Annotated in this window: 23 protein-coding genes; 21 read left to right on the top strand and 2 right to left on the bottom strand. The window is 54.8% G+C overall.

Annotation, left to right across the window (positions count from 1 at the left end; translation table 11 throughout):
• Nucleotides 1-346 precede the first annotated feature (346 nt).
• Nucleotides 347-631, top strand: coding sequence for a hypothetical protein (locus tag GNT65_RS14175; RefSeq protein ID WP_239869114.1), 285 nt, complete (start codon nucleotides 347-349; stop codon nucleotides 629-631).
• A gap of 54 nt (nucleotides 632-685) precedes the next feature.
• Here GNT65_RS14175 and GNT65_RS14170 read toward each other — a convergent pair whose 3' ends face one another.
• Nucleotides 686-1,522, bottom strand: coding sequence for a hypothetical protein (locus GNT65_RS14170; RefSeq protein WP_160797271.1), 837 nt, complete (start codon nucleotides 1,520-1,522; stop codon nucleotides 686-688).
• Complete coding sequence (gene hldE, locus GNT65_RS14165; protein WP_160797269.1) at nucleotides 1,519-2,949, bottom strand: bifunctional D-glycero-beta-D-manno-heptose-7-phosphate kinase/D-glycero-beta-D-manno-heptose 1-phosphate adenylyltransferase HldE; 1,431 nt, start codon at nucleotides 2,947-2,949, stop codon at nucleotides 1,519-1,521. The genes GNT65_RS14170 and hldE overlap by 4 nt, the downstream gene beginning before the upstream one ends.
• Nucleotides 2,950-3,054: 105 nt before the next feature.
• Here hldE and GNT65_RS14160 point away from each other — a divergent pair, with 105 nt between their 5' ends.
• The 20 genes from GNT65_RS14160 to GNT65_RS14065 all read left to right on the top strand — a co-directional run bounded on the left by GNT65_RS14160 (nucleotide 3,055) and on the right by GNT65_RS14065 (nucleotide 23,268).
• Entirely contained in the window at nucleotides 3,055-3,981 is a 927-nt protein-coding gene (locus GNT65_RS14160) for an LpxL/LpxP family Kdo(2)-lipid IV(A) lauroyl/palmitoleoyl acyltransferase (protein WP_160797267.1), read from the top strand.
• A 347-nt stretch (nucleotides 3,982-4,328) separates the two neighbouring features.
• Nucleotides 4,329-6,620 carry a nitric-oxide reductase large subunit gene (locus GNT65_RS14155; RefSeq protein WP_160797265.1) on the top strand — a complete coding sequence of 764 codons (2,292 nt, stop codon included), beginning with the start codon at nucleotides 4,329-4,331 and terminating at the stop codon, nucleotides 6,618-6,620.
• A 174-nt stretch (nucleotides 6,621-6,794) separates the two neighbouring features.
• Complete coding sequence (gene norR, locus GNT65_RS14150) at nucleotides 6,795-8,330, top strand: nitric oxide reductase transcriptional regulator NorR (RefSeq protein ID WP_160797263.1); 1,536 nt, start codon at nucleotides 6,795-6,797, stop codon at nucleotides 8,328-8,330.
• A 24-nt stretch (nucleotides 8,331-8,354) separates the two neighbouring features.
• Complete coding sequence (locus GNT65_RS14145) at nucleotides 8,355-9,782, top strand: M16 family metallopeptidase (protein ID WP_160797261.1); 1,428 nt, start codon at nucleotides 8,355-8,357, stop codon at nucleotides 9,780-9,782.
• Nucleotides 9,779-11,221, top strand: coding sequence for a M16 family metallopeptidase (locus GNT65_RS14140; protein ID WP_160797259.1), 1,443 nt, complete (start codon nucleotides 9,779-9,781; stop codon nucleotides 11,219-11,221). The genes GNT65_RS14145 and GNT65_RS14140 overlap by 4 nt, the downstream gene beginning before the upstream one ends.
• Before the next feature lie 284 nt (nucleotides 11,222-11,505).
• Nucleotides 11,506-12,126, top strand: a complete 621-nt coding sequence (locus GNT65_RS14135) for a helix-turn-helix transcriptional regulator (protein WP_160797257.1) — start codon at nucleotides 11,506-11,508, stop codon at nucleotides 12,124-12,126.
• Between the two features lie 123 nt (nucleotides 12,127-12,249).
• Entirely contained in the window at nucleotides 12,250-12,525 is a 276-nt protein-coding gene (locus GNT65_RS14130) for a Flp family type IVb pilin (protein WP_160797255.1), read from the top strand.
• Between the two features lie 102 nt (nucleotides 12,526-12,627).
• Nucleotides 12,628-12,936 carry a Flp family type IVb pilin gene (locus GNT65_RS14125; protein ID WP_160797253.1) on the top strand — a complete coding sequence of 103 codons (309 nt, stop codon included), beginning with the start codon at nucleotides 12,628-12,630 and terminating at the stop codon, nucleotides 12,934-12,936.
• A gap of 38 nt (nucleotides 12,937-12,974) precedes the next feature.
• Nucleotides 12,975-14,375 carry a hypothetical protein gene (locus tag GNT65_RS14120; RefSeq protein WP_244952188.1) on the top strand — a complete coding sequence of 467 codons (1,401 nt, stop codon included), beginning with the start codon at nucleotides 12,975-12,977 and terminating at the stop codon, nucleotides 14,373-14,375.
• Nucleotides 14,375-15,238, top strand: coding sequence for a hypothetical protein (locus GNT65_RS14115; RefSeq protein ID WP_160797251.1), 864 nt, complete (start codon nucleotides 14,375-14,377; stop codon nucleotides 15,236-15,238). Before GNT65_RS14120 ends, GNT65_RS14115 begins: the two co-directional genes overlap by 1 nt.
• Nucleotides 15,239-15,242: 4 nt before the next feature.
• Nucleotides 15,243-15,914, top strand: coding sequence for a hypothetical protein (locus GNT65_RS14110; RefSeq protein ID WP_160797249.1), 672 nt, complete (start codon nucleotides 15,243-15,245; stop codon nucleotides 15,912-15,914).
• Nucleotides 15,915-15,921: 7 nt separating this feature from the next.
• A complete protein-coding gene (locus tag GNT65_RS14105) occupies nucleotides 15,922-16,113 on the top strand; it encodes a hypothetical protein (RefSeq protein WP_011864453.1) in 192 nt (63 codons plus the stop codon).
• 14 nt (nucleotides 16,114-16,127) lie between these two features.
• Nucleotides 16,128-17,024, top strand: coding sequence for a Flp pilus assembly protein CpaB (gene cpaB / locus GNT65_RS14100; RefSeq protein ID WP_160797247.1), 897 nt, complete (start codon nucleotides 16,128-16,130; stop codon nucleotides 17,022-17,024).
• Nucleotides 17,021-18,331: a type II and III secretion system protein family protein gene (locus GNT65_RS14095; protein WP_160797245.1), complete on the top strand. Its 1,311-nt coding sequence runs from the start codon at nucleotides 17,021-17,023 to the stop codon at nucleotides 18,329-18,331. Before cpaB ends, GNT65_RS14095 begins: the two co-directional genes overlap by 4 nt.
• A 9-nt stretch (nucleotides 18,332-18,340) precedes the next feature.
• Complete coding sequence (locus tag GNT65_RS14090; RefSeq protein WP_160797243.1) at nucleotides 18,341-20,056, top strand: TadA family conjugal transfer-associated ATPase; 1,716 nt, start codon at nucleotides 18,341-18,343, stop codon at nucleotides 20,054-20,056.
• Nucleotides 20,049-20,900 carry a type II secretion system F family protein gene (locus tag GNT65_RS14085; RefSeq protein ID WP_160797241.1) on the top strand — a complete coding sequence of 284 codons (852 nt, stop codon included), beginning with the start codon at nucleotides 20,049-20,051 and terminating at the stop codon, nucleotides 20,898-20,900. Before GNT65_RS14090 ends, GNT65_RS14085 begins: the two co-directional genes overlap by 8 nt.
• An 8-nt stretch (nucleotides 20,901-20,908) precedes the next feature.
• Nucleotides 20,909-21,772: a type II secretion system F family protein gene (locus GNT65_RS14080; protein WP_160797239.1), complete on the top strand. Its 864-nt coding sequence runs from the start codon at nucleotides 20,909-20,911 to the stop codon at nucleotides 21,770-21,772.
• Between the two features lies 1 nt (nucleotide 21,773).
• Nucleotides 21,774-22,118 (top strand): DUF192 domain-containing protein, encoded by a 345-nt coding sequence (locus GNT65_RS14075; RefSeq protein WP_160797237.1) that lies wholly within the window; start codon nucleotides 21,774-21,776, stop codon nucleotides 22,116-22,118.
• Nucleotides 22,106-22,588, top strand: a complete 483-nt coding sequence (locus GNT65_RS14070; protein WP_160797236.1) for a tetratricopeptide repeat protein — start codon at nucleotides 22,106-22,108, stop codon at nucleotides 22,586-22,588. Before GNT65_RS14075 ends, GNT65_RS14070 begins: the two co-directional genes overlap by 13 nt.
• Before the next feature lie 32 nt (nucleotides 22,589-22,620).
• Nucleotides 22,621-23,268 carry a pilus assembly protein gene (locus GNT65_RS14065; protein ID WP_160797234.1) on the top strand — a complete coding sequence of 216 codons (648 nt, stop codon included), beginning with the start codon at nucleotides 22,621-22,623 and terminating at the stop codon, nucleotides 23,266-23,268.
• Nucleotides 23,269-23,287 lie beyond the last annotated feature (19 nt).

Genomic DNA, 23,287 nt, shown 5'->3' with positions numbered 1-23,287 from the left:
GAAAGGTAATATTCGACATCGAGAACGGTTGGGGTTGGTCATTGTTTTTGTTTGGCGACTAAACAATAACTCTCCAACCGTTTTCATTTCCAGTCCACGCTAATCCGCGATGAACCTTTTTTATTGCCTGTTGAAAATAAAATTAGATAAACATTACTGATTAGATTGCAGTTTATTTTTTACCCACCACCACCTTGCTTTTTGATGGAAAGTTATCTAAACATTTCGGCTATACTTAGCCTGAGAGGCCGCGTTTTGGTCAGGTGAATCGCTTGCATATTGGATTAACATCTGATTATATAATCATCATGTAACAATGTTAGCGTTTCCTAAAGAGGCTTTGAAAATGCAAACTCAAGTGCTAAATAATGGACTGCTATCTTTCGAGGATAGGCGCGTTTCTCAGGCTCACGCTAACGAACATTGGGACAGGTTGACGACGGCACAGCGATTCGCCTTCTACACCTTAGCGAAACTTGGTTATCAGTTACTCTTTGTCAGGCAGACCCCAACAACGAGTACCGCGATCGCTAAGCAGGAAGATCAACTCGCTACCATTGACGACGAAGGTGATATCGACTTTAACCCAGATGTCGTCCTGCGCGAACGCCGTCCACCTCGAAAGCAATAAGCAAAAAAGGAGCCTCTGGCTCCTTTTCATTTTCTGGCATCACAAGTTAGCCGACTAATCTCCCTGCATCGCCTGCTCCGTCAGCCACTGCTCCGCGGCCAACTCTCCCATCATATGCCTCACTGTGGGCCGAATAAACCTACCCATCTCGGATCTACGCCAAAACATATACTGGGGCAACTTAGCCTGGGTCGCTGCGCCAAACAGCCATTGGAGCAGGCTGGCAAACTCATCGAGCGTTTCCTGATCATACTGAACGAGATCTGGGTAGACGACGTCGATAAGCGAATCGAAATCCTCAAATGCCCCTAGCGTCTGCCAGCTATACCTTTCTAACAGTTGAGAGAGCATGGGCGTCGACCAGTGAGAAATGGCTGTCACGCTCTCGAACACCTCCAGGTTACGCCTATGATACTGCTGCCAGGCCAGTGATTCGCCTTGGCCCTCTCTCGCCAACGACCAGAGCAGATAGAAATCCGCCAGCCACTCGTGTTGATAGGGCGTAAGCTCGTCGGCTTGTAAGTAAGGAGAGCGCGAGCGACTCACCGCCAAATGTCCCAGCTCGTGAAGCAGGGTCATCTCGTAGGCCTGCTCTATCGGCAGGGCATAAACCTGACCGTTCCACAGCGCCGAGTATGCCTTAGGGAGCCGCTCATCAAACATTAACACCAGGCCGGTAATTTCGGGATCGGCCAGAGGCCTGACCATGGCACCGCGTCGGCCCATCTGCGTCATCAGGGCCTCGGGGTTGGAGGGAAGTTGTGCCCTGGCCTCACTTGGTAACTGAGTCAGACAATCATGAATATGAGACGTCTGACACACCAGGGCCTGGCCAGTGGGCATGGGCGCCCAGAACCAGGCACTGGCGATCAGTAACGTCTCTGGGATCACTGCTTGGCCATGATGTTTTCGATGATGGCCGTGGTAGAGACGCCATCTTCGAAGCCCAGCACCTCGACGCTGCCTCCGGCGGCAATCACCTCCTTGCCACCGGCGATATCCTCGACATTATAGTCCCCACCTTTCACCAACTTGCTTGGCAACAGCCTTGAGATGATGCGCTGTGGCGTGTCTTCGCTGAAAGGCACCACCCAATCGACCGAGGCAAGCCCAGCCAACACCGCCATGCGGCGATCCAGCTTGTTGACCGGACGGCCGTCGCCCTTGAGACGCTTCACCGACTCATCATCGTTAACCGCCACGATAAGCCTGTCACCGAGAGCCTTAGCCTGCTGCAGATAACTCACATGGCCGGCATGGAGAATATCGAAACAACCATTGGTCATCACCACGCGCTCGCCCTTCAGCTTGGCCTGCTCCAGGGCATAGGCCAATTGATCTTCGCTGACGACCCCATAGCCACTCTCGCCATGGCTCAGGTTCAACGCCGCGATCAACTCGATGCGACTCACGGTAGAGGTACCCAGCTTACCCACCACGATACCCGCGGCCGTGTTGGCCAGGGCACAGGCCACCGGCAGGTCACAGCCCACCGCCAGAGAAGTGGCCAGGGTCGAGATCACTGTGTCACCGGCGCCGGTAACATCATAGACCTCGCGGGCAACGGTCGGTATATGCAGCTCGGGAGCATCGACTGTGATCAGCGTCATCCCCTTCTCGGAGCGCGTAACCAGCAGGGCCTCAAAATCATACTCGGCAAGCAGTCGCTTAGCCTTTGCCACCAGATCCGCCTCATCTTCAACCTTGCCAACCACCTGCTCAAACTCGCTCATGTTAGGCGTTAGCAGGCTGGCGCCGCGATAACGGGAGAAGTCACTGCCCTTAGGATCCACCAGCACCTTGACTCCCTTGGCCTTAGCCTTGGCGATAAAGGCCTCTGGCTTATCGATGGCCCCCTTGGCGTAGTCAGACAACACCACCACGGCCACCTTATCCAGCTCTTTCTCTGCACTCGCCAGCAGTGCCTGACTCTGCTCGGCCGGATAGGCCTCCTCGAAGTCGAGGCGAATCAGCTGCTGATTGCGAGACATCACCCTGAGCTTAGTGATGGTGGGAAGCTCGGCCACAGTGTGCCACTTGGGCATGACGCCAAGTGCCTCAATGCCCTGAGTCAAAGCGGTGGCGTTCTCATCCTCACCCACTATGCCCGCCAAGCTCACCTGGCCACCTAAGCTGGCGATATTCAAGGCAACGTTTGCCGCCCCGCCGGGTCTGTCTTCGATTTGATTCACTCGTACCACGGGCACTGGCGCCTCGGGCGAAATGCGTCCCGTTGGGCCGCTCCAGTATCTGTCTAACATCACATCACCGACGACCAGAACGTTTGCTTTTTCGAAAGCTGGCAGAGAAATCTTCATATGGCACTTATCTTTTTGCGAAAATTAATCCCTGATTATACCTAATTTTCCCAACAAATTGAGTTAGAATAAGCAGTAATTTTTGTCATTCCCTTAGGGTCAACCGTGGTCGAAAACGCTCAATTCTCCGCTCAATTTTTCCATCCCAAGTACTGGCTCATCTGGTTAGGCGTCGGCCTCATGCGCCTGACCCAGCTGCTGCCCCTCAAGGCCCAGATGAAACTGGGGCAAGGCATAGGCCGCTTAGCCATGGCGATCGCCGGCAGCCGCGTGAACACAGCCAAACGCAACATAGAGCTCTGTTTCCCCGAGATGAGCCCAGCCGAGCAGCAGGCCTTACTGACCCGCAACTTCGAAGAGACGGGTAAGGCGATCTTCGATATCGCCAACGCTTGGTGGTGGAGCGACGCGCGCATTCAGCACCACATGACCATCAAGGGACAGGAACACGTGGAACAGACCCTGGCCGCCGGTCAGGGGGTGATCCTCTTCGCGGTGCACTGCCTGCCGTTGGAGATGGGGGCACGCATCTTCGGTCAATTTCAACCTGGCATAGGCGTCTACCGCCCCCATAACAATCCGCTGATGGAATACCTTCAGGTGAAGGGACGTCTTCGTTCCAACAAGGGACTTGTGCCTAAGCGGGACCTCAGGCAGATGGTGCGCAGCCTGCGTAATCCCGATGTGATCTGGTATACGGCGGATCAGGATTTTGGCCGCTCCAGCGCCGTCTTCATCCCCTTCTTCGCCGTGCCAGAGGCCGCCACCATCACAGGTGCCACCACCCTCGCCAAGCTGGGCAAGGCCAAGGTGCTGCCTTTCGTGGTCGTGCGTAACCAAGACGATAAGGGCTACACCATAGAGATCCAGCCGCCGCTGGAGGATTTCCCCGGCGAAAATGAGCTGGAAGATGCCAAGCGGGGCAATCGCATCATAGAGTCGATCATCAACCGCAGCCCGGCGCAATATATGTGGCTGCACAGACGCTTTAAGACACGCCCCAATAAGGATGACCCGTCCCTCTATCGCTAGATGGCTGTAGACTTTCGTCTCGCCAATATAGGCTTAGGCATTACCGCTGAAGGCTCTACCTATATCCCTAACGGAATCGCCAAATAAAGCCAGCCATTGAGGTTGGCTTTTTGGTCAACATAGATCATCCCACCCAACCAAAAAGTATCAAATCGACACAGACAAAACACACACTGTCTTTTTGACACGCTATGTCATTTATACACTTTGATGCAAGTGTCATTATGACAATTTAATAAGACACCAACATACGGTTAACCCATTATAATCAACCACTTAAATAGTTGGCACGTTAGCTGCTATATCAGGGTACTCCACACCTACAATATATTGCGCTGAGAGGCTCTATGAATAAACAACGGCTAACGGCGATAGCACTCTTGATAGTACTTATCGCTTCCTTCTCTGTCCTGCTAAGCATAGGCAGTGACATCTATCGCGAGAAACCTCCGATTCCCACTGCCTTTACCGATGTTCAGGGTCAGCCCCTGTTCACTCAAAATGATATCGAACGCGGTCAACTGGTTTGGCGCTCTATGGGCGGACACCAGCTGGGCTCTATCTGGGGTCACGGCTCCTACGTTGCCCCAGACTGGACCGCAGACTGGCTACACCGTGAGGCTCAGGCCTGGTTAGATATCACCGCCAAGGCGCAATATGGCAGAAGCTTTAACGAACTGGACTCTATCAAGAAAGCCGGGCTCGAACAGTCTCTGCGTGACGATCTTCGCCACAACAGCCTGACCACCTCGGCCAATGGTGAGATTCACATCAGCCTGTCTGACACCCGCGTCAAGGCGATTGAAGAGGTTTCGGATCACTATCTGTCTCTCTTCGGTGACGATCCTAAGCTTGCTACTCTGCGTGAACAATACGCGATGAAAGAAGGCACTGTACCCGACCTAGAGCGTCGTCAACAGCTAAACGCCTTCCTATTCTGGGGTGCCTGGGCCGCCATCACCGAACGTGAAGGTCAAGAGTACACCTACACAAACAATTGGCCATTCGACCCTCAGCTGGGTAACACCCCAACCTCTGACAACATCGTCTGGTCTATCCTGAGTATCGTGACCCTGATCGCAGGTGTCGGCGCTCTGGTTTGGCATCATGCGGCTGGCAAGCATGAAGAGCTGCCAACACCCGCCAAGGAAGATCCCCTGTTCCTCAAGAAGCCAACGGCCTCACAGAAAGCCGTGGGTAAATACTTCGTTACTGCGGTCGGTCTCTTCCTGCTACAGGTCCTCCTGGGGGGCATAACGGCTCACTACGCGGTAGAAGGCCAAAACTTCTACGGTATTCCGTTATCCGAGATCCTGCCTTACTCAGTAACACGTACCTGGCACACCCAGCTAGCAGTATTCTGGATCGCCACCGCCTGGCTTGGCACCGGCCTCTATATCGCACCTGCGCTATCGGGTTACGAGCCTAAGTTCCAACGCCTTGGCGTCAACGTCCTCTGGGTTGCCCTGGTAATCGTAGTACTGGGCTCAATGGCCGGTGAATGGATCGGTGTACAACAATACTTCGACCTGGATACCAACTTCCTCTTCGGTCATCAAGGATACGAATATATCGATCTCGGCCGCGTCTGGCAGGTACTGCTACTCGCTGGTCTATTAATCTGGCTAACCCTGGTCACCGCCGCCATCCGCCCAGCCCTTAAGGTGCAAGGTGAGATGCGCCCTGTTATCTGGGTACTGTACGCCTCTTGTGTCGCCATCGGCCTCTTCTATGGTGCCGGTCTCTTCATGGGCAAGCACACCAACCTGGCTATCGCCGAGTACTGGCGCTGGTGGGTAGTTCACCTATGGGTAGAAGGCTTCTTCGAGACCTTCGCGACCTCGGTTATCGCCCTGATGCTGGTACGTCTAGGCCTGATCCGTGCTCGTAGCGCCAACGGCGCCGTACTGTTCGCCACGGTTATCTTCCTCACCGGTGGCCTTATCGGTACCCTGCACCACCTCTACTTCACTGGTACACCAACGGGTGTGATCGCCTGGGGCGCCATCTTCTCTGCACTGGAAGTGGTACCGCTAGCACTGATTGGCTTCGAAGCTATCGAGAGCTACCGTATGCGTAACGCCAGCCCTTGGATGATTCGCTACAAGTGGGCCATCATGTTCTTCGTCGCAACCGCCTTCTGGAACTTAGTGGGTGCCGGCGTACTGGGCTTCCTGATCAACCCACCAATCTCGCTATACTTCATCCAGGGTCTTAACACTACTGCGACCCACGGCCACGCTGCCTTCATGGGTGTATACGGCATGCTGGGTGTTGGTCTGATGCTCTTCTGTCTGCGTGGTCTCACCGGTCAGATCCAATGGAGCGACAAGCTGCTTAAGGGTGCCTTCTGGAGCCTGAACATAGGTCTGGCAGCCATGGTCTTCATGTCACTGCTACCTGTCGGTCTGACTCAGTTCTTCGCCGTCATCGAAAATGGCTACTGGTTCGCCCGTTCACCTGAGGTGATCCACAGCCCATTGGTTGAGACACTGGTATGGATGCGTGTCCCTGGTGACGTCATCTTCGGTGCAGGTGGTCTGTTCCTAGGCGCCTTCCTGTTCGACATCATCAAGAAAGCCATCGGTGCCAAGGGTACTGGGCCCGTTGCCGATTCCACACTGTCGGCTAACGCATAAGGCCTGACATCACTCAACAAAGGGGTCATAGCGACCCCTTTTTACCCTCAAAGAAAGTGTAAAAATGACAATAAACATTAGTGTTAAATTGACATATACTAAGATCTAATACCACCGCAGCATGCCAGTACAGAAGGATACAGCCTGGCATAGGTGCTACATTTCGGAGACCCCATGGCACTAAGTCAAACCCAACTAACGCGGATGGCGTTAGATATCACCTCGGGATTATCCAATCATGACAGGTTCTCGCGCCTGCTCGACACCATCAGGGAAAGTATGCAGTGCGACGCCGCCGCGCTGTTGGAGTTTAAGGGGCAGCAGTTCACTCCTCTGGCGATCAACGGCCTGAGCCCAGATGTATTGGGCCGCCGCTTCGTCCTTCATGAACACCCCAGGCTAGAGGCGATCGCCCGCGCCGGTGACGTGGTGCGCTTTCCCGCCGACAGCGATCTACCCGATCCCTACGACGGCCTGATCCCCAATCAGGGGGATAACCTCACGGTACACGCCTGTATCGGCCTGCCCCTGCTGGCCGACGGCAGCCTAATCGGCGCCGTGACCATAGATGGCTTCGATCCGGATCAATTTAAGTCCTTCACCAATGAACAGCTCAGGGGGATCAGCGCCATCGCCTCGGCGTCTCTCAACAACGCCCTGCTGATCGACAAGCTGGAGAAACAGGCGCTGCAGGCCCAGTGGGACAAGGACGACGGCACGACCCAGAATAAGGAAGGCACCAAGGAGATCATCGGTCAGTCCCAGGTGATGAACAACCTCAAGCAGGAGATCGCCGTGGTGGCGCCGACAGATCTCAACGTGCTTATCATGGGCGAAACGGGCACGGGTAAAGAACTGATCGCCCACGAGATCCACCAGGGCTCCATGCGTGCCGCTGAGCCCCTGGTCTACCTCAACTGTGCCGCCCTGCCAGAATCTGTGGCCGAGAGTGAGCTATTTGGCCATGTCAAAGGGGCCTTTACCGGCGCCGTCAGCAACCGTAGCGGTAAGTTCGAGATGGCCGACAAAGGCTCGCTGTTTCTCGACGAGATCGGCGAACTGCCACTGACATTACAGGCCAAACTGCTCAGGGTATTGCAATATGGGGATCTGCAAAGAGTCGGTGACGATCGCAGCCTCAAGGTGGACGTTCGAATCATCGCCGCCACCAACAAGAATTTGAAAAACGAGGTGCTGGCAGGACGTTTTCGCGCCGACCTCTACCACAGACTCAGTGTCTTCCCCCTGGTCGCACCGCCGCTGAGAGAGCGGGAGCAGGATATCACCCTGCTGAGCGGCTTCTTCGTCGAGCGCTGCCGTCAGCAACTTGGGCTACAGACCCTGAGGCTCAGCCCCACCAGCCTGGCCATGTTAGAGGGCTACCAATGGCCCGGCAACGTCAGGGAGCTGGAGCACAGCATCTACCGTGCGGCCATTCTTGCCAGGGCGCAGTCGTCCGGCAACAACGGCCTCATCAATCCAGAACATTTCGAGTTTGCCAACTCGGCGCCGCGAGCCATTCAAAGCAGCAGTAAAGCCGTGGCACCGCAATTCAGCGGTAATCTGAAACAGGCCACCGAAGCCTTTCAGGCAGACTATATACGCCAGACCCTCACTCGACACGATAATAACTGGGCGGCCACCGCCAGGGATCTCGAGGTCGATTCGGGTAATTTACACCGCCTGGCAAAACGGATAGGATTAAAATAAGCCAATTTCAGAAAATACAATAAGATGCCAAGTCCACTACGCCACAATTTCCTGCTCGTCCCTCTGCTCGGCCTACTGGGCTTGAATGCCTCGGCCGATGAGCCGAGCCTAGAGACATTGGCCGCGCCCCTCTATCAGCTAGAGCAGCAAATTAGCCGACATGAGCTGGATAACGGCCTGAACATCTTTCTATTACCCCTGCCCAATAAACAGAGCGTCGCCCTCTCTAGCCAGTTTGCGGTTGGCTCGCGCAACGAGCTAGAGGGTGAATCTGGCTACGCCCACCTGTTCGAACATATGCTGTTCAAGGGTAGCGAAAACGCACCGGGTGACAGCTATAGTCAGACCATGAGCGCCCATAGCGGCTATTTCAACGCCAGCACCTTCTTCGATTCCACCAATTACTACGTCAACCTTCCCAGCCAGGCATTAGAGCTGGCCCTCTGGCTCGAATCGGATCGCTTCATCCGACCCAGACTCAGTGAGGAGACGGTGCGCAATCAGCAGCAGACCGTACTGGAGGAGATGGCCACCACCATAGACAATCAGCCCTATATTCGTCCGGCCATGGCGTTTCTGCTCAATCAGGTAAAGGATAGCCCCTATGACCATGCGGTGATCGGCTCAGTTGACGATATCTCGGCGGCCACGCCCGCCAGCCTGAGTCGTTTTCACCATGACTTTTACCGTCCCGACGCCATGCAACTGGCCATCGTCGGCGACTTGCCGCTAGAGACCTATAACTGGGTCGACAAATACTTCGGCGCCTGGCAGAACCCCAGCCATCCCCAGGCACGCTTTACACCGCTAGAGGTCGAGCGTCGCCCGATTCGAGGCGAGATAGTCGACAGCCGCGGCCCCTGGCCCGGAATCTTACTCGCCTGGCACACAGTGGGCGCATTGCATCCAGACGCCGCCGCCCTAACGCTGGTCGAAGACTATCTGCTACAAAACCGCACCAGCATGCTGGAACGATACAACCTCAAGACGCCTGAAACCCTGCTGCATTACTCTATCCCCCTCTCCATGGAACATCTAGGGGTGATGAATCTCATCCTGGTGCCCAGAGCCAAGATTTCCCTCGACGATCTCAGCGAGCGCATCACAGACATGGTCGAACTGCTGGCCAACCAAGGGGTGACGCCTCGCGAACTCGATCAACTCAAACGTCGTTGGTTGCTCGCCCACCTGAGAAAACTGGACAACAACGTCAGTCTGGCCAATCTACTCGGCACCAGCCAACAGAGGGATAGGACTCATCCCCTATCTGCCCCCTGGGAGCGAATTGACGCCGTGACCCAGGCCGATATCAAAAGGGTTACCCGGCAGTATCTGAGTCCGGGCTATGTTCGTCTCGACCTGCTGCCTCCCTGGTACATACGTTGGGGCAAGGCGATATTAGAGTGGCTGCCCGAAGGCCTGTCCGACTCACTGGAGGAGAAGGTGCTATGAGACCCATAAGCTTACTCTTGATCCTCATCTGCAGCCTCTGGAGCGGCGGCTGTCAGCAGACCCGGCTGACCTTTACACAGGTGCAAGCCCCAAAGGTGCCGAGCTTCACCGCCCCCACCAATGCACCTGCGCTGGCAAGACGCGATTTTAGGCCTATGGCGTCACCGGAGGTTATCTTGCTGTCAGACCATGTGAGCCTGCATCGACTCCCCGGCACGCCCTCGCAATTGGTGGGCATACACCTGCTGGCCGTGAGTCCATATGCCCCCTATGAAAACCTCGATATTCTGCACACGGCTTTCGAACAGCTTAGTGTCAAACTGGCCAATCACCACGACCTGCCCTGTCTAGAGGGGCTGACCGTACACCCTAGCATTCATGGCCTACGACTAAGCCTCAAATGCCCGGCATCAAAACTGGCGCCGGCTGTCGATATCTTGGCTCAAAGCTGGTCGTCCGATGCCTATGGCGAGCTGGATCTGCCAAGGCTTAGGCGCCAGCTCGCCCTGGATAAGCACATTCGAGCCTTTAACGGCAGCGAGATAGAAGAGGTCTGGGCCAAGAAGATCCTCGGCGGCGAGCATCCCTATACTAACGCCTTGAATAACAGGGCCCTGCAGCAAAGTCTGGATGAACCTCAGCTACTCTCCCTACTCGCACAAACCAAGGCCCAGAGCCAATGGCATCTAATGCTGGAGGGAGCCCCCCAAGTGGATGACAGCTTAAGGGAACGACTTGCCATTAGCCTGAGTCAATTGGGCGAGCAACAGAGGCAGACAGAGACATTCGTCGATACCTTTAGGCCTTATGGCAAGCAAGTGTTTGTCATCGATGCACCGGGCACGGTACAGACTCAGGTGCGGATCGGCTATCACCTGCCGCTAGGACAAGATGATCAAGAAGCCTCGGCATTTGCCTGTGACGCCCTCAGCCGCTGGCTCGGCCGTAGCGTCTCTGGGCGTCTCTACTTCGATCTCAGGGAGCAACGGGGACTCACCTATGGCATCTACGGTCGTTGCTTTAACAACCCCATGGCACGTATCCTCAAATACTATGGCGCCACCCAACTGCAGCACACAGGCGCCTTCATTCGCGGTATCTTAGATCATCTTGCCTTAGCGGCCGATGCTCCCCCCTCAGACAAAGAGTTGGCTGCCCTGAAAACCTCACAGTTTAGCCAGTTAGTCCTGCGTCTTGATAACCCACAACAACGCGTGGAAGCCTATAGCCAGGCGTTGGCTAGGCAAGCACGAGCCGACTCCTTAACAGCTAGACTCACACGCTGGCAGCAGTTAACCCCCCAAGCCCTGCAGGCCATGGCGAAAGGCTATTTTAACCAAGCACCTGTGATTGTCATTCGCGGCGACCTGTCACGCATCAGGCCAGATCTCGAGGAAAAGCTCCCCGACTGGCAACTTAATGTCATATCAATCGATTAAACCGAGCTATGGCCAAGGCGGCAATCTGCCGCCTTAATCCTGCTCCTCACTCACTACTCGCGCATGCGACTTCAAGCACAGCGTCTCATCCTAAGCTGACATCCCATGCAACCTGCCCGAAGGTAGTAGCTCATCATCACTTGATATTAATTCCTTCTTATATAGAATATGGAAAAATAAACGAGCGTTTAATAAATTAGTCATAATAAAGTATTAGGCTCGAACAAATAAAAACACCCTATTAGTAACAAAGTAGTACATTATAAATCTCATAAGGACGTGAAATGTATAATGGAGAGTTATTTACCCTAAGTAAGTCGCCGAAAAACATTCAGCTATTGAAGAATATTTCCGGGCTACTCAATTTAAAGGTTAATACCAGCATTAAGCCATTAACGGCCTGGTACAACCCACAGAAAGAACCCAAAATTCTTTTTCACTTCTTCAAAGACGTTCATAGTGAACTCGGTCAGATAGATCCCGAGCTTTTGTCGGCCGGCAAACATATTGCCATCTGCGAAACCCTCTCGATGGAAGATGAACTAACCCTAATAAAACATGGCTTTAGCGGTGCGACCGAGGAGTGCAGTCCGGCCCATGCCATCATGCAGATGCTTGACAATGTACTCGAGGGCAACCTGTTTTTTAGCCTCAGTGCCCTATCCCATTATATTCAGACCCAGCAAAAACCCGCTAAAGCCTCCGAGCAACATGCGCTGTTTCAAGGGATCACCAAGAAAGAGAAAGAGGTACTCTCTTTTATCTGTAAGGGCCTGAGTAATTCAGAAGCCGCAAATAAAATGAACGTTTCAATCAACACCATCAAGATGCATTTACAAAACATTTACAAAAAAACCGACTGTAAGAGTCGAGGACAACTCCTGGTTAAATATAACCAATTATAAGTAAGAAAATAATAACAACGGGTAGGTTGAGCACGGCAATATTATTCCTAGGGATAATTGAGACACTAAGGCATGACGATAAAATAACCGAGTCTTAATTATATATTCTCAAGGAGAAAAGAGATGTTAAATAAAAAGCAACGTGGTCAAGGTATGACCGAATATATCATCATTGTCGCGCTGATTGCCGTGTCTGCCATCGGGGTATACAGCTTCTTCGGTAAGACTATCCGTAACCAGGTCGCCGGTCTGTCTGCCGAGATGTCAGGCCAAAGTGCTAATGGTCAGATTGGTCAAGCACAAGGCGCAGCCACCGCTGCAAACGGTGTGGCCAACCAGGATTACAACCTGGGCAGCTACGATCAAGCTGCCAACAGCAGCGCTGGCGGCACTAAGTAAACCGACAAGCGTTAAACCTGTTTTGGGGTCACGACTTTTTTGGGGTCAACACTAAGGCAAGTGCCATGGCACTTGCCTTTCCATAGATCATAAAAGGAACTTATGGTGAAAAAGATAAACATAAAAGGTCAGGGCATGACCGAATATATCATCATAGTCGCCTTAATCGCCGTCTCGGCTATTGGCGTCTACAGCTTCTTCGGCAAGACGGTACGCAATCAGGTCGCCGGCCTCTCCGCCGAAGTCTCTGGCCAGAGTGCTAGCGGCCAAATAGGTCAAGCACAAGGTTCAGCCTCCGCTGCGAACGGTGTAGCCAACCAGGATTACAACCTAGGCAACTATGACCAAGCTGCGAACAGTGCCAGCGGTGGTACCGGCTCAGGCGGTGGCTCAGGTAGCGGCGTAGATTAACTCCTCCCTTTTCGTCCTACACTAGCCAAGAGACTCCTATGAAACCTAATACCATGCGCTCCAGACAGCGAGGGCAGGCCATGGCATTGTCTTTAATGCTGATGTCGCTCGCACTCATGTCTGTGCTCTACAGTTTTAATACGGCCAAGGTCAATCTCAACGCGACCAAGTTGCAAAACACCGCCGATAACACGGCTTACAGCGTCGCCACCTTCGCCGCCAGAGACTTCAACTTCAAGGCCTATACCAACCGCGCCTCGGTCGCAAACCAGGTCGCCATCGCGCAGATGGTGGGGCTTTCCTCCTGGTTTAACATGACAGACAGATTCGCCCAGAATGCCTGTTATAGCCTATGTTGGGTGCCTTATGTCGGTGCCGTCGTCCGTGGCATAAAACAGGCGGTGGGCACCATCAATCAGGTGGCACAACCCGTCTTCGAGGGCTTGATCTACGCCGAAGACGCCATCCTATGGACCCTGAGCAGCTCGCAGCAGGTGATCCACTATGCCGGCATGGCCTCAAGCATCGAATCGGCCGGTAAGGTGGTAAAGGCCAACGATGGCGATGCGAGGCTGGATCTGGCACAGAACCCTCTACTATTTGCCGATGTAAAAGATACCTGGATATCATTTCAGAAGCGCCATAGTCGCGGCTCTAATAGAAAGGAGACCCAGTTTAAGGACTTCATCGGCGTGACCCTGGCTTCCCGCGACCCCTTCAGTAAAAAGCGAACTTACAAACTTGGGGGCATCTGGTCGATGACCCTGTTCCCCCTGCGTTGGAAGACTCAAAAAACCGGTGGCAGCGATCTCATTAGCTACAAGAATGGTCAGGCGGAGTCCTGGACCTCTATGGACACCATCAGTTTTCACCTCTCCAAGTTTCGTTGTAGCTGGTCGGGTTGTCGCTGGCGCGGATACAGAGAGACCCCCCTTGGCTGGGGCTCAACCAGCTCGGATGATCGCGCCGATATTCGCCGTGTAGGCGATCGCCAAACCTGGGGAAAAAGTCGCAGAATAAACCGCAGGGGAGCCCAATTGGCTGCTTACGCCCAAGAGACTCGCGGCGACTACAATGGAGTACGCCCCTTCTTTGGCCTCTCAAGCAGCGCCAACAAGAAAAGTCAGACAGATAATATCGCCATAGTCGTCTCAAAAGAACGCAAAAAGGTCGGCACTTCGAGCAGTGTGCAGCTAGTGGGCGATGGCCTCAACCCGGCAAATGACGAGAAGATGCTGGGTAATCGCATGACGGCCCTGGCGACGGCGCAGGCCTATTACTCACGCCCCAAAGATCTGATGCAGCTCACCTCTTCCTGGGCCAGACGAGATGGTCGCCACGAATATGGCAACCTCTATAACCCCTTCTGGCAGACCCGTCTCACCGACTCCAGCAACGGCGAGCGCACCGCAGTGCTGGCGCTTACGAGGATGCTCTAATGACCAATACACAGCAACGGGGGCAGGCCCTGGTTGAAAGCGTAGTGGGTTTAAGCTTGGTGATCATCCCCTTGCTGATCATCTTCCCCTTACTGGCTAAGGTCTCTAGCGCCCAGCACAGGGCAGATCAAGCCGCCCATTACAACGCCTGGGAGCGCACCGTTTGGAAAGAGGGACGGCCCGATAGAATGCCCCGCCGTAGCGGCCTCTATGTGGCCATTCGTTCAGATGAAGAGCAGATGAAATACCTTCCCTGGCGCTTCTATCAGCAAGATGGGCGTAAGATCGCGACCCGCGAGCGGGAGCAGTGGAGCTGGGACAACAACGTCCACCCGCTACTTAAGTATCCACTCAAGCGTGACGGGAAAGAGACCCTGCTGCTAAAGAACCTGCAGGAGTCGGCCAAGGATGAACAGGAACTGGCCAGGATTGGTGGCAGCCAGCAGGGCACAGGAACACCCGGCACCTACGGCAAGACCGTCGAGCAGGCCGTGGGCATGCTCTCTTTCACCGGCTTTAAACTGCCCAGAGATCAGTTCTATCGCACCAAGATCAAGACAGATCTGGAAAACCTCGAGATGGAAGATCTCGACTCGCTAAACCTGAGCGTCGAGGGACAAAGCGCCCTGCTCGCCTCAGGCTGGAACGCCGCCGGCCCCTATCATGTGAAGAACCGGGTAAGACGATTGGTACTGACCAATTATATGGATGTCGGTGTGATCCGCACCGCCCAAAACCTCATCGGCATCATCCCATTCGGCAAAGAGATCAGGTCAAACTCGCTGAAGCTGGGATTCGTCGAGCCCGATGTGCTGCCCGCCAACCGCCTATGTACTTATGGCACCAAGAACTGTGGAGGCTGATCCCATGAAATCAATTTTTCCCCTTATCCTCGCGCTATTTACCGGCCTCACACACGCAAGCGACTGGCCAGAAATAGATTTTCCCGACACCGCCAAGGTAGAGATAGTCGCCGATGAGATGCGTTACAACGGCTATCCTATGAAGACCTGGGTGGTTAAAGACACTCAGACCCAAGCCCAGCTTGCGGCCTTCTTTACTAAAGCCTGGCAGAAGGATAGCGAACGCTTCGATTCCCGTCCCTTCAACGGTGACTTAGTGATCAACAGCCTGCAGCCTCCCTACCTGCTAACCGCCCGCATCAGCCAGCAGTTTGATGGCGTCACCGCCTTTGTCGGTATCACCAAGAACATGGAAGAAAATGAGTTGGCCAAGGTCAGACGCAATACTTTTCCTCAGCCCACCGGCGCCACCGTACTGTCAGACATAGCCTCGACCGATCTCTACAAGCAGGGACGCACTATCGTGCTCAGCAGCCCCCGCAGCCTGGCCAGTAACTACCACTACTACCGCCGCCACTACCAGCAGCGTGGATGGGTAGAAGAGACAGCCATTCTCGATACCCAATCGGGAAAGGCCGCCCTACAGATGCGTCAGGGAACCAATAGTGTCGATATCAGTTTCGACACCCGAAATTCGCAAGTTTACATAGTTGCCAATCAAGTCAAACAAGGATGATGAACCCATGCAGTTAAGCAACACCCGCTGTCGGGGCCAGGCCAGCGTCGAATACCTGGTGGTATGCGGCGCCTTAGTCGCCGCCCTGCTCACCCCCGTCAGCAATGATGACAATGTGCTAGACCTCTGCGCCGATGCCCTCACCGAGTGGTATACGGCGTTTGCCTACACGAAATCGCTCTCGATACTCCCCAACTAACTTCAGGTTTGACGATGAAATTAAAATCAATTGACTTCAATTGGGTGCTGCTAGTTATTGCCTTGATCTTAGGTGGTGTTTCCGCATGGGCGACCAAGAACTACTTCATAGCCAAAGAGCAGGAACTCAGAGACGAGTTAACCAAAGACAACATAGAATTGGCCGACGTGATCGTTGCCACCCAGCCCCTGCAGAAGGGGGACATCATCTCCCAGGCCAACATGTCAGTGCGTCAGATCCGCGCCGATACCCTGCCGCTGGATGCCATACATCCTAGCCGCTTCGGCGAGATCGCCGGTCAGATGTTGCTACAACCCATGGCGCCGGGCCGCCCGCTAATCGAGACCTATCTGCCCGGCATGCGCGTGGCGCAGTTCTCCGACATTCTTAAAGAGGGGCAGCGTGCCGTCACCATAGATATCGATGAGATTAACTCGAGTGCCGGCATGCTGGTACCCTCGGATCATATCGACCTGCTTCTGGCCTTCAAAGAAGAAGGACGTGGTGACCAGCGAAAAAGACTCCAGCTGCTGCTGGAGGATGTCACGGTACTGGCCACCGGCAGACGCAGCATAGATGTCAATCCCGAGCTGGTCGACACCCTATACGACAACCCCAACGCCTATAACACAGTGACACTAGCTTTGTCGGTAAACGACGCCGCACGCGTCTCGCTGGCGAAAGAGAAAGGCGACTTCGTCACCCTGCTGAGAAACCAGAAGGAGTCTAGCGCGCTGGAATTTATCTCTATGCACGAAGGCCAGCTGTTTAATCACGAAGAAGAAAACCACGAGCTCGCCGTCGAGGTGATCACCGGTGGCAACGGCATCAAGACCAGTACCCAAACCTACCCGCTTCCCAAAGAGATGCTAGAGCAACTCAGCCAACAAAAAGATAAAGCCGTATTATGAAAACATTGAAAATTGTCGCATTTTTTTGGATCTGCCTTCTGCTGTCTGCTTCTACCATGGCACACAACAACCGCCCCATGAAACTCTATGTCGGCGCCGTCGAGCTCTATAAGGCGGCCAATGTCGAGCGTATCGTGGTGGGTAACGGCAAGGTGCTCAGTGCCAAGGTCGTCGATAACAAGGGCGTCTTGCTGATCGGCGAAGCCCCGGGCAATACCGACCTGCAGCTATGGCAGAAAGATGGCAAGCTGATCAAGCTCAGCCTCACCGTCACTCCAGACAACAGCCTGCGCACCACGGCCATGGTGAAGAAGATGCTTTCCGCCTTCCCCTCGCTCACCGTTTCCGAAAGCGATGGCCTGATCATAGTTCAGGGCGAGGCCGACCTGGCCCAGAAAGAGCAATTGGAGAAGATCCTCGAAGCCGGTCCTAACATAGTCTCGCTGGTGAAGTACCTCAAGTTTGCCAAGACCATGTCGCCCATGGTGAAGATGCAGGTCAAGATCGTCGAGTTCAACAAGTCTACCCTCAATAACGTCGGCATCAAATGGGAAACCTCCATGGCCGGTCCTGCCTATGGTGTGGCCAAGGGATTCACCGCCAACCCTATCTTCAACGTCGCCTCACCAGGCCAATACACAGAGGCGATCACCGAGGCCATTGCCGACAACATAGGTGTGCTGGACACCCGCGGCTGGAGCTCGCTGGGTATCGTCTCGGGCATCGGCAGCCAGATCCAGTTACTGTCTGAAAAGGGCGATGCCCGCCTATTGGCCCAGCCTAACCTGACCACCCGCAGCGGCGAGTCGGCCAGCTTCCTGGCCGGTGGCGAGTTCCCCATCCGCAGCGTCAGCGGCCTGGGCGCCGTGGATGTCGAATATAAAGAATACGGTATCAAGTTGGATATCGAGCCCGTGGTGGACGAGCAGCAAAACATCGTCAGCCGGGTCATGGCCGAGGTCAGCTCTATCGACCCTTCGGTAGCCGTCGATGGTGTTCCCGGCATGCTGACCCGCCGCACCGAGTCTGTGATCAATGTGAAAAACAACGAAACCATAGTGATCTCAGGTCTGGTCAACAGCGAAATGTCTAAGATAGTCAATAAGTTCCCGCTACTTGGTGATATCCCCATCCTGGGTGAACTCTTTAAGTCTCGCGACTTTAAAGACGACAAGACTGAGTTGGTTATCTTCGTCACTCCCGTGGTGGTCTATCCGGGGCAGGAGGAGCATGACACTCAACTCAATCGCGGCCTTGAGATGGCGGAAGAAGCCACCAAGCTCGAAGCTTTCTACATCTTGGACTAGGAGCAGCTCATGTTTAACATCTTAGTCAGCACCACCAAAGGCACCAAGGTCGGCGAGTTCCAGTGTATTCACAGCGAATGCCGTGTGGGTAAAGACCCGGATCAGCTAATCGTCCTTCGAGGCTTTAAGATCTCCAAGCATCACGCCACCCTGCGGCAAAATAAGGAGGGGATCTTCATCGTCGACAACAAGAGTCGCACCGGCGTGCGCGTCAACGACGAGAAACACCAGGAGTTTGGCCCCCTCAGCCTCAACGACAAGATTCAGGTGGGCGATTACCAGCTCAGGGTGCAGAGCAGCGATCCGCAATTTCAGGCCAGCGCACCCGCCGAGACACCACCGCCACCAGCTGCACCGGTAGCGACACAGGCCGCCCCCATGGCGAGCGCTCCTGTGGCTGCCGCCGTCGAGGCCCAACCTCAGATAGTGACGGAGCAGAGCGCCCAGATTCAGAGGCGTAACGAATGGCGTCGCAAGGTACATACCGAGCTGCTCAAGCAGATGGACCTGCGCCGGGTTAACGTCAGTGAGATGAGCGACACCGAGCTGCGTGCCCAGAGTGAGGTGCTGCTCAAGCAGATCATCGACAACTTCAAGCTGCCGGAAGATATTGAGCTCTCGGCGCTGACCAAAGAAGTGCTGGACGAGACCATAGGCCTTGGCCCGCTCGAGGGGCTGATTGCCGATCCGGATGTCACCGAGATCATGGTCAACAGCCATGATCAGATCTTCTATGAGAAGGCAGGGAACCTCTACCTGTCGGATATCGCCTTCTCCGACGATCAGGCGGTGCTGGGCGCCATCGAGCGCATCGTGACCCCCATAGGCCGCCGAATCGACGAGAGCTCCCCCATGGTGGATGCCCGCCTCAAGGATGGTTCCCGCGTGAATGCTGTGATCCCCCCACTGGCGCTCAAGGGCCCCTGCATCACCATACGTAAATTTATGCAGCGACGCCTGAGCTGTGACGATCTGGTGGCCTTTGGCTCCATGAGCCCGGCCATGGCTGAGTTTCTCGAGATCGCCGTAAAACAGAAGCGCAACGTGGTCATCTCGGGGGGCACAGGCTCGGGTAAGACTACCCTGCTGAACGTGCTGTCTAACTTCATCCCCGACAACGAACGTATCGTCACTGTGGAAGATGCCGCCGAGCTACAGCTCTATCAGCCCAACCTTGTCTCTCTCGAGGCCCGTCCCCCAAACCAGGAGGGCAAGGGTGCCATCGAGATCCGCGATCTGGTCAAGAACTGTCTACGAATGCGCCCCGATCGTGTGGTGATTGGTGAGTGTCGTGGCGGCGAGGCTCTCGACATGCTGCAGGCAATGAACACGGGTCACGACGGCTCGCTCACCACGGCCCACTCCAACTCCCCCAGAGACTGTATCTCACGTCTCGAGGTGATGGTGATGATGGCGGGTATGGATCTGCCGGTCACGGCGATTCGCGAACAGATCACTTCTGCGGTCAACATCATAGTGCAACAGTCGCGCTTTAGTGATGGCTCACGCCGGGTCACCAGCATCTGCGAGGTCACAGGTATCGAGGGTTCAGTGGTACAGCTCTCGGAGATCTTCAAGTTCCAGCAGACAGGCTTCGACGAACAGGGCAAGGTGCAGGGCTATTACACTGCAACCGGCACCCTGCCTGAGTTCTATGAACAGCTGAGAAAGCAAGGGGTCGCCGTACGTCTGGACGTATTCGACAAGGATAGCCGCTATGAGTAGTCCGTTAGTCGCCGCCCTGCTGGCGTTTGTCTCGGTCACCATGTTGGTGTGGGCACTTAAGCACCTGTCGACCCGATTCGCCAAGCGCTACCAGGAAACCTTCACCAGCTCGGCCCGCACCAACCTGTTCGATATGTTCCTGTTTATCGAGCCGAGACAGCTGTTTGTCATCAACATGCTGACCCTGTTGGCGGTGCCTTTCGTCGTTCGGCTCTTCTTCGGCTCCTGGGTACTGGGAATTTTGCTGAGTATTGTGCTGGCCCTGCTACCGCGCTTCGCCTATCAGTTCCTGCACAAGCGCCGTCGCCGTAAGTTTGTCCACCAGCTGCCCGATGCGCTCAACATGATCGCCTCCTCTATGCAGTCGGGCGCCAACGTCAGCAACGCCATCGAGTTTATGGCAGAAGAGATGGAGGCGCCGATCAAGCAAGAGTTCCAACTCTTCCTGCGCGAACAACGTCTGGGGGTCGAGTTCAACACGGCGCTGGACAACATGTTTAAACGCATCCCCGAGGAGGAGTTTCAGCTGGTAACCGCCGGCATGCAGATCTCCCGAGAGGTCGGGGGTAACCTGGCCGAGGTGTTGCTAAGGCTCTCCGCCACTCTGCGCCGCAAGATAGAGATGGAAGGCAAGATCGATGCACTCACCTCCCAGGGCAAGATGCAGGGAATCGTCATGACACTACTGCCCGTCTTCATCGGCGTGGTGCTCTACCACATGGAGCCCAGTGCCATGGGTCGCATACTCACAGAGCCTATGGGCTGGGCCTTGATAGCCATGGTCATCATCATGCTCACCAGTGGCTACCTGTCGATCCGTAAGATCGTCGCGATAGACGTATAGGAATAATCATGGTCAATCTTATTGTCGCCTGTTTCGTAGTCTCTTTCGTTTTCCTGATCGTAAGCTGCGCCCGAATCTACCGCAGAGTACCGAAGGAAAACCGCGAATTTATGGACCCGCTATCGCCGGGTCTTAAACTTATCTGGCCCTTGGTGCGTTTACTGGCCTTCTACGTCAGTGAAAACCTCAGCGTCGACTATCTGGAGCGGGTCTCCAAGAAGCTCCAGGTCTCGGGTTTATCCTACATAATGACCGCCGAGCAATATTTTGCCATACGTATTCTCAGCACCCTGTTTAGCCTGGGCCTGGCACTCATTTGTAGTGCCATGCTCGACGCCTATGTGCCTCAATACCTACTACTGGCAGGCGTACTGGGTTACTTCCTACCGGTAATGACCCTCAACGATCTGCGAAAGAAACGCCAGGGTCTGATCGTCAAGAGCCTGCCCGTGTACCTTGATTACCTCACCATGTCCATCGAGGCGGGCCTGAACATGACTGGGGCGCTTAGCCAGGCGGTCGAACGCGGCCCCGTCGGCCCACTGCGAATCGAATTTGAGAAGGTGATCCGCGACATGCGTGCCGGTATGTCACGTGCCCAGGCGTTTCGTAACATGGCCGACCGGGTACAAGTCACAGAGATCAACAGCCTGGTCAGCGCCCTGGCACAGGCGGAAAGAACCGGTGCCAGCCTGGGTCAGACCCTGAGGATCCAGTCGGATCAACGCCGGGTCGAACGCTTCCAGCGCGCCGAGAAGAAGGCCCTGGAGGCGCCGGTCAAGCTGGTCTTCCCGCTGATCGTCTTCATCTTTCCCGTGACCTTTATGATCTTGGCCTTCCCGATTGCCATGAAGTTTATGTACGAGCTCTAACATGAAGAAAACCAAAATGAAGACCCCAGATGGACAGGCGATCAACGAAGTCTTTGTGGCCGATACGCCCTGGCTCAGACTCAGGGGTCTACTGGGCCGTCGCCCCCTCTCTAACGAGCAGGGGATGCTGATAGCGCCCTGCAACTCGGTGCACACCCTAGGGATGCGCTACGCGCTGGATATCGTCTACCTCAATAAAAACAATAAGGTGCTCAAGATCACTCGCGATCTTAAGCCCTGGCGCAGCAGTGCCTGCCGAGGCGCCACCCAGGTCTTGGAGCTGGCGGCAGGCAACTCTACCCACAAACAGATAAAACCCGGAGATATTTTGACATGGGCAAACTAATACGCCTCTCGCTAATCGTCGCCGTTACGGCGTTACTCGGCGCCTGTTCATCGACGCCTAAGAAGCCTGAGCACCAGGGCAACGAGCAGATCATGGCGATTCAATCCCAGGCGGAGCACGCCTACAAGCTGGCCATGCTGGATCAGGCCGAGAGCCTCTACCTCGAGGTGCTAAAGAGTGTGCCTAACTATGCGCCAGCCTGGTTTCGCCTGGGTAACATCTATACCCGCACCAACCGCCATGAAGCCGCCATCGCCGCCTATCGACGCTGCATAGAGCTAGAACCTAATAACCAAAAGGCCTGGTACAACATGGGGCTGGTGCGTATCAAGCAATCCACTAACGTGCTTAATACCGCCAGCAACCAGGGGGATACCGACTCGGCAGTGGGCCGTCAAATCAGGGCACTGCTTGACGCTCTAAATCAGTTGCAGAGTCAGCCACAAAGCACGGCGCAGGCAGGGCTATGATAGGGGCACGCTCTAAACAGCGAGGACAGAGCATGTTCGAGTTCAGCCTCGCCCTGCCCTTTCTGATCCCCATCATTCTGGTTGCCATGATGTTGATCGTGCAGTGGGCCTTTATCTATACCAGCAAGAGCACCCTGGATGCGGCCACGGTTGCCGCCGTCCGGGCTGGCACCCTACATCATGGCAACATTAATGAGATGCGCAAGGGGCTGGCCCAGGGGATGATGCCGCTATTTGCGCACGGTACAAGCACGGGTGACACGGTACAGGCCTATGCCAAGGCGAGAGTTGCAAGCCTTGTACAGAGCCAAATCACCATACTCAGCCCCGACAGAGAGACCTTCGACCGCTTTAAGGTAAGAAGCAAATACCATACAGGCTATGTACATGAGATCCCCAACAACAACCTGATGTTCCGTGACCCAGCCCCCAAGAATGTGGGCAATAACCGACAACTGAATGTGCAGGACGCCAACCTGTTACAGATAGAGGTGCGCTGGTGCCAGAAGCTGATCGTCCCCTTTGCCAACTACATCATCAAGGAGATAGTGACCTCCCCCTTTTATAACCCAAGCCGGGAACAACTGGCCTGTAATGTCTTGGGGTTGGCGACGGGAGATACCTATCTGGCACTCACGGCTCAGGGACTGATGCGTATGCAGACCCCATTTCGAATGTAAGCTCAGCGAAACAGCTAAA

It is taken from the genome of Shewanella insulae (assembly GCF_009831655.1).
GTDB lineage: Bacteria > Pseudomonadota > Gammaproteobacteria > Enterobacterales > Shewanellaceae > Shewanella > Shewanella insulae.
This window is presented reverse-complemented; position numbering and strand designations above follow the sequence as displayed.

What these genes read in the sequence shown, in the direction of transcription:
- GNT65_RS14175 (WP_239869114.1), top strand. Translation starts at nt 347, where the DNA reads ATGCAAACTCAAGTGCTAAATAATGGACTGCTATCTTTCGAGGATAGG.
- hldE (WP_160797269.1), bottom strand. Translation starts at nt 2,949, where the DNA reads ATGAAGATTTCTCTGCCAGCTTTCGAAAAAGCAAACGTTCTGGTCGTC.
- GNT65_RS14155 (WP_160797265.1), top strand. Translation starts at nt 4,329, where the DNA reads ATGAATAAACAACGGCTAACGGCGATAGCACTCTTGATAGTACTTATC.
- norR (WP_160797263.1), top strand. Translation starts at nt 6,795, where the DNA reads ATGGCACTAAGTCAAACCCAACTAACGCGGATGGCGTTAGATATCACC.
- GNT65_RS14145 (WP_160797261.1), top strand. Translation starts at nt 8,355, where the DNA reads ATGCCAAGTCCACTACGCCACAATTTCCTGCTCGTCCCTCTGCTCGGC.
- GNT65_RS14140 (WP_160797259.1), top strand. Translation starts at nt 9,779, where the DNA reads ATGAGACCCATAAGCTTACTCTTGATCCTCATCTGCAGCCTCTGGAGC.
- GNT65_RS14135 (WP_160797257.1), top strand. Translation starts at nt 11,506, where the DNA reads ATGTATAATGGAGAGTTATTTACCCTAAGTAAGTCGCCGAAAAACATT.
- GNT65_RS14130 (WP_160797255.1), top strand. Translation starts at nt 12,250, where the DNA reads ATGTTAAATAAAAAGCAACGTGGTCAAGGTATGACCGAATATATCATC.
- GNT65_RS14125 (WP_160797253.1), top strand. Translation starts at nt 12,628, where the DNA reads ATGGTGAAAAAGATAAACATAAAAGGTCAGGGCATGACCGAATATATC.
- GNT65_RS14120 (WP_244952188.1), top strand. Translation starts at nt 12,975, where the DNA reads ATGAAACCTAATACCATGCGCTCCAGACAGCGAGGGCAGGCCATGGCA.
- GNT65_RS14115 (WP_160797251.1), top strand. Translation starts at nt 14,375, where the DNA reads ATGACCAATACACAGCAACGGGGGCAGGCCCTGGTTGAAAGCGTAGTG.
- GNT65_RS14110 (WP_160797249.1), top strand. Translation starts at nt 15,243, where the DNA reads ATGAAATCAATTTTTCCCCTTATCCTCGCGCTATTTACCGGCCTCACA.
- GNT65_RS14105 (WP_011864453.1), top strand. Translation starts at nt 15,922, where the DNA reads ATGCAGTTAAGCAACACCCGCTGTCGGGGCCAGGCCAGCGTCGAATAC.
- cpaB (WP_160797247.1), top strand. Translation starts at nt 16,128, where the DNA reads ATGAAATTAAAATCAATTGACTTCAATTGGGTGCTGCTAGTTATTGCC.
- GNT65_RS14095 (WP_160797245.1), top strand. Translation starts at nt 17,021, where the DNA reads ATGAAAACATTGAAAATTGTCGCATTTTTTTGGATCTGCCTTCTGCTG.
- GNT65_RS14090 (WP_160797243.1), top strand. Translation starts at nt 18,341, where the DNA reads ATGTTTAACATCTTAGTCAGCACCACCAAAGGCACCAAGGTCGGCGAG.
- GNT65_RS14085 (WP_160797241.1), top strand. Translation starts at nt 20,049, where the DNA reads ATGAGTAGTCCGTTAGTCGCCGCCCTGCTGGCGTTTGTCTCGGTCACC.
- GNT65_RS14080 (WP_160797239.1), top strand. Translation starts at nt 20,909, where the DNA reads ATGGTCAATCTTATTGTCGCCTGTTTCGTAGTCTCTTTCGTTTTCCTG.
- GNT65_RS14075 (WP_160797237.1), top strand. Translation starts at nt 21,774, where the DNA reads ATGAAGAAAACCAAAATGAAGACCCCAGATGGACAGGCGATCAACGAA.
- GNT65_RS14070 (WP_160797236.1), top strand. Translation starts at nt 22,106, where the DNA reads ATGGGCAAACTAATACGCCTCTCGCTAATCGTCGCCGTTACGGCGTTA.
- GNT65_RS14065 (WP_160797234.1), top strand. Translation starts at nt 22,621, where the DNA reads ATGTTCGAGTTCAGCCTCGCCCTGCCCTTTCTGATCCCCATCATTCTG.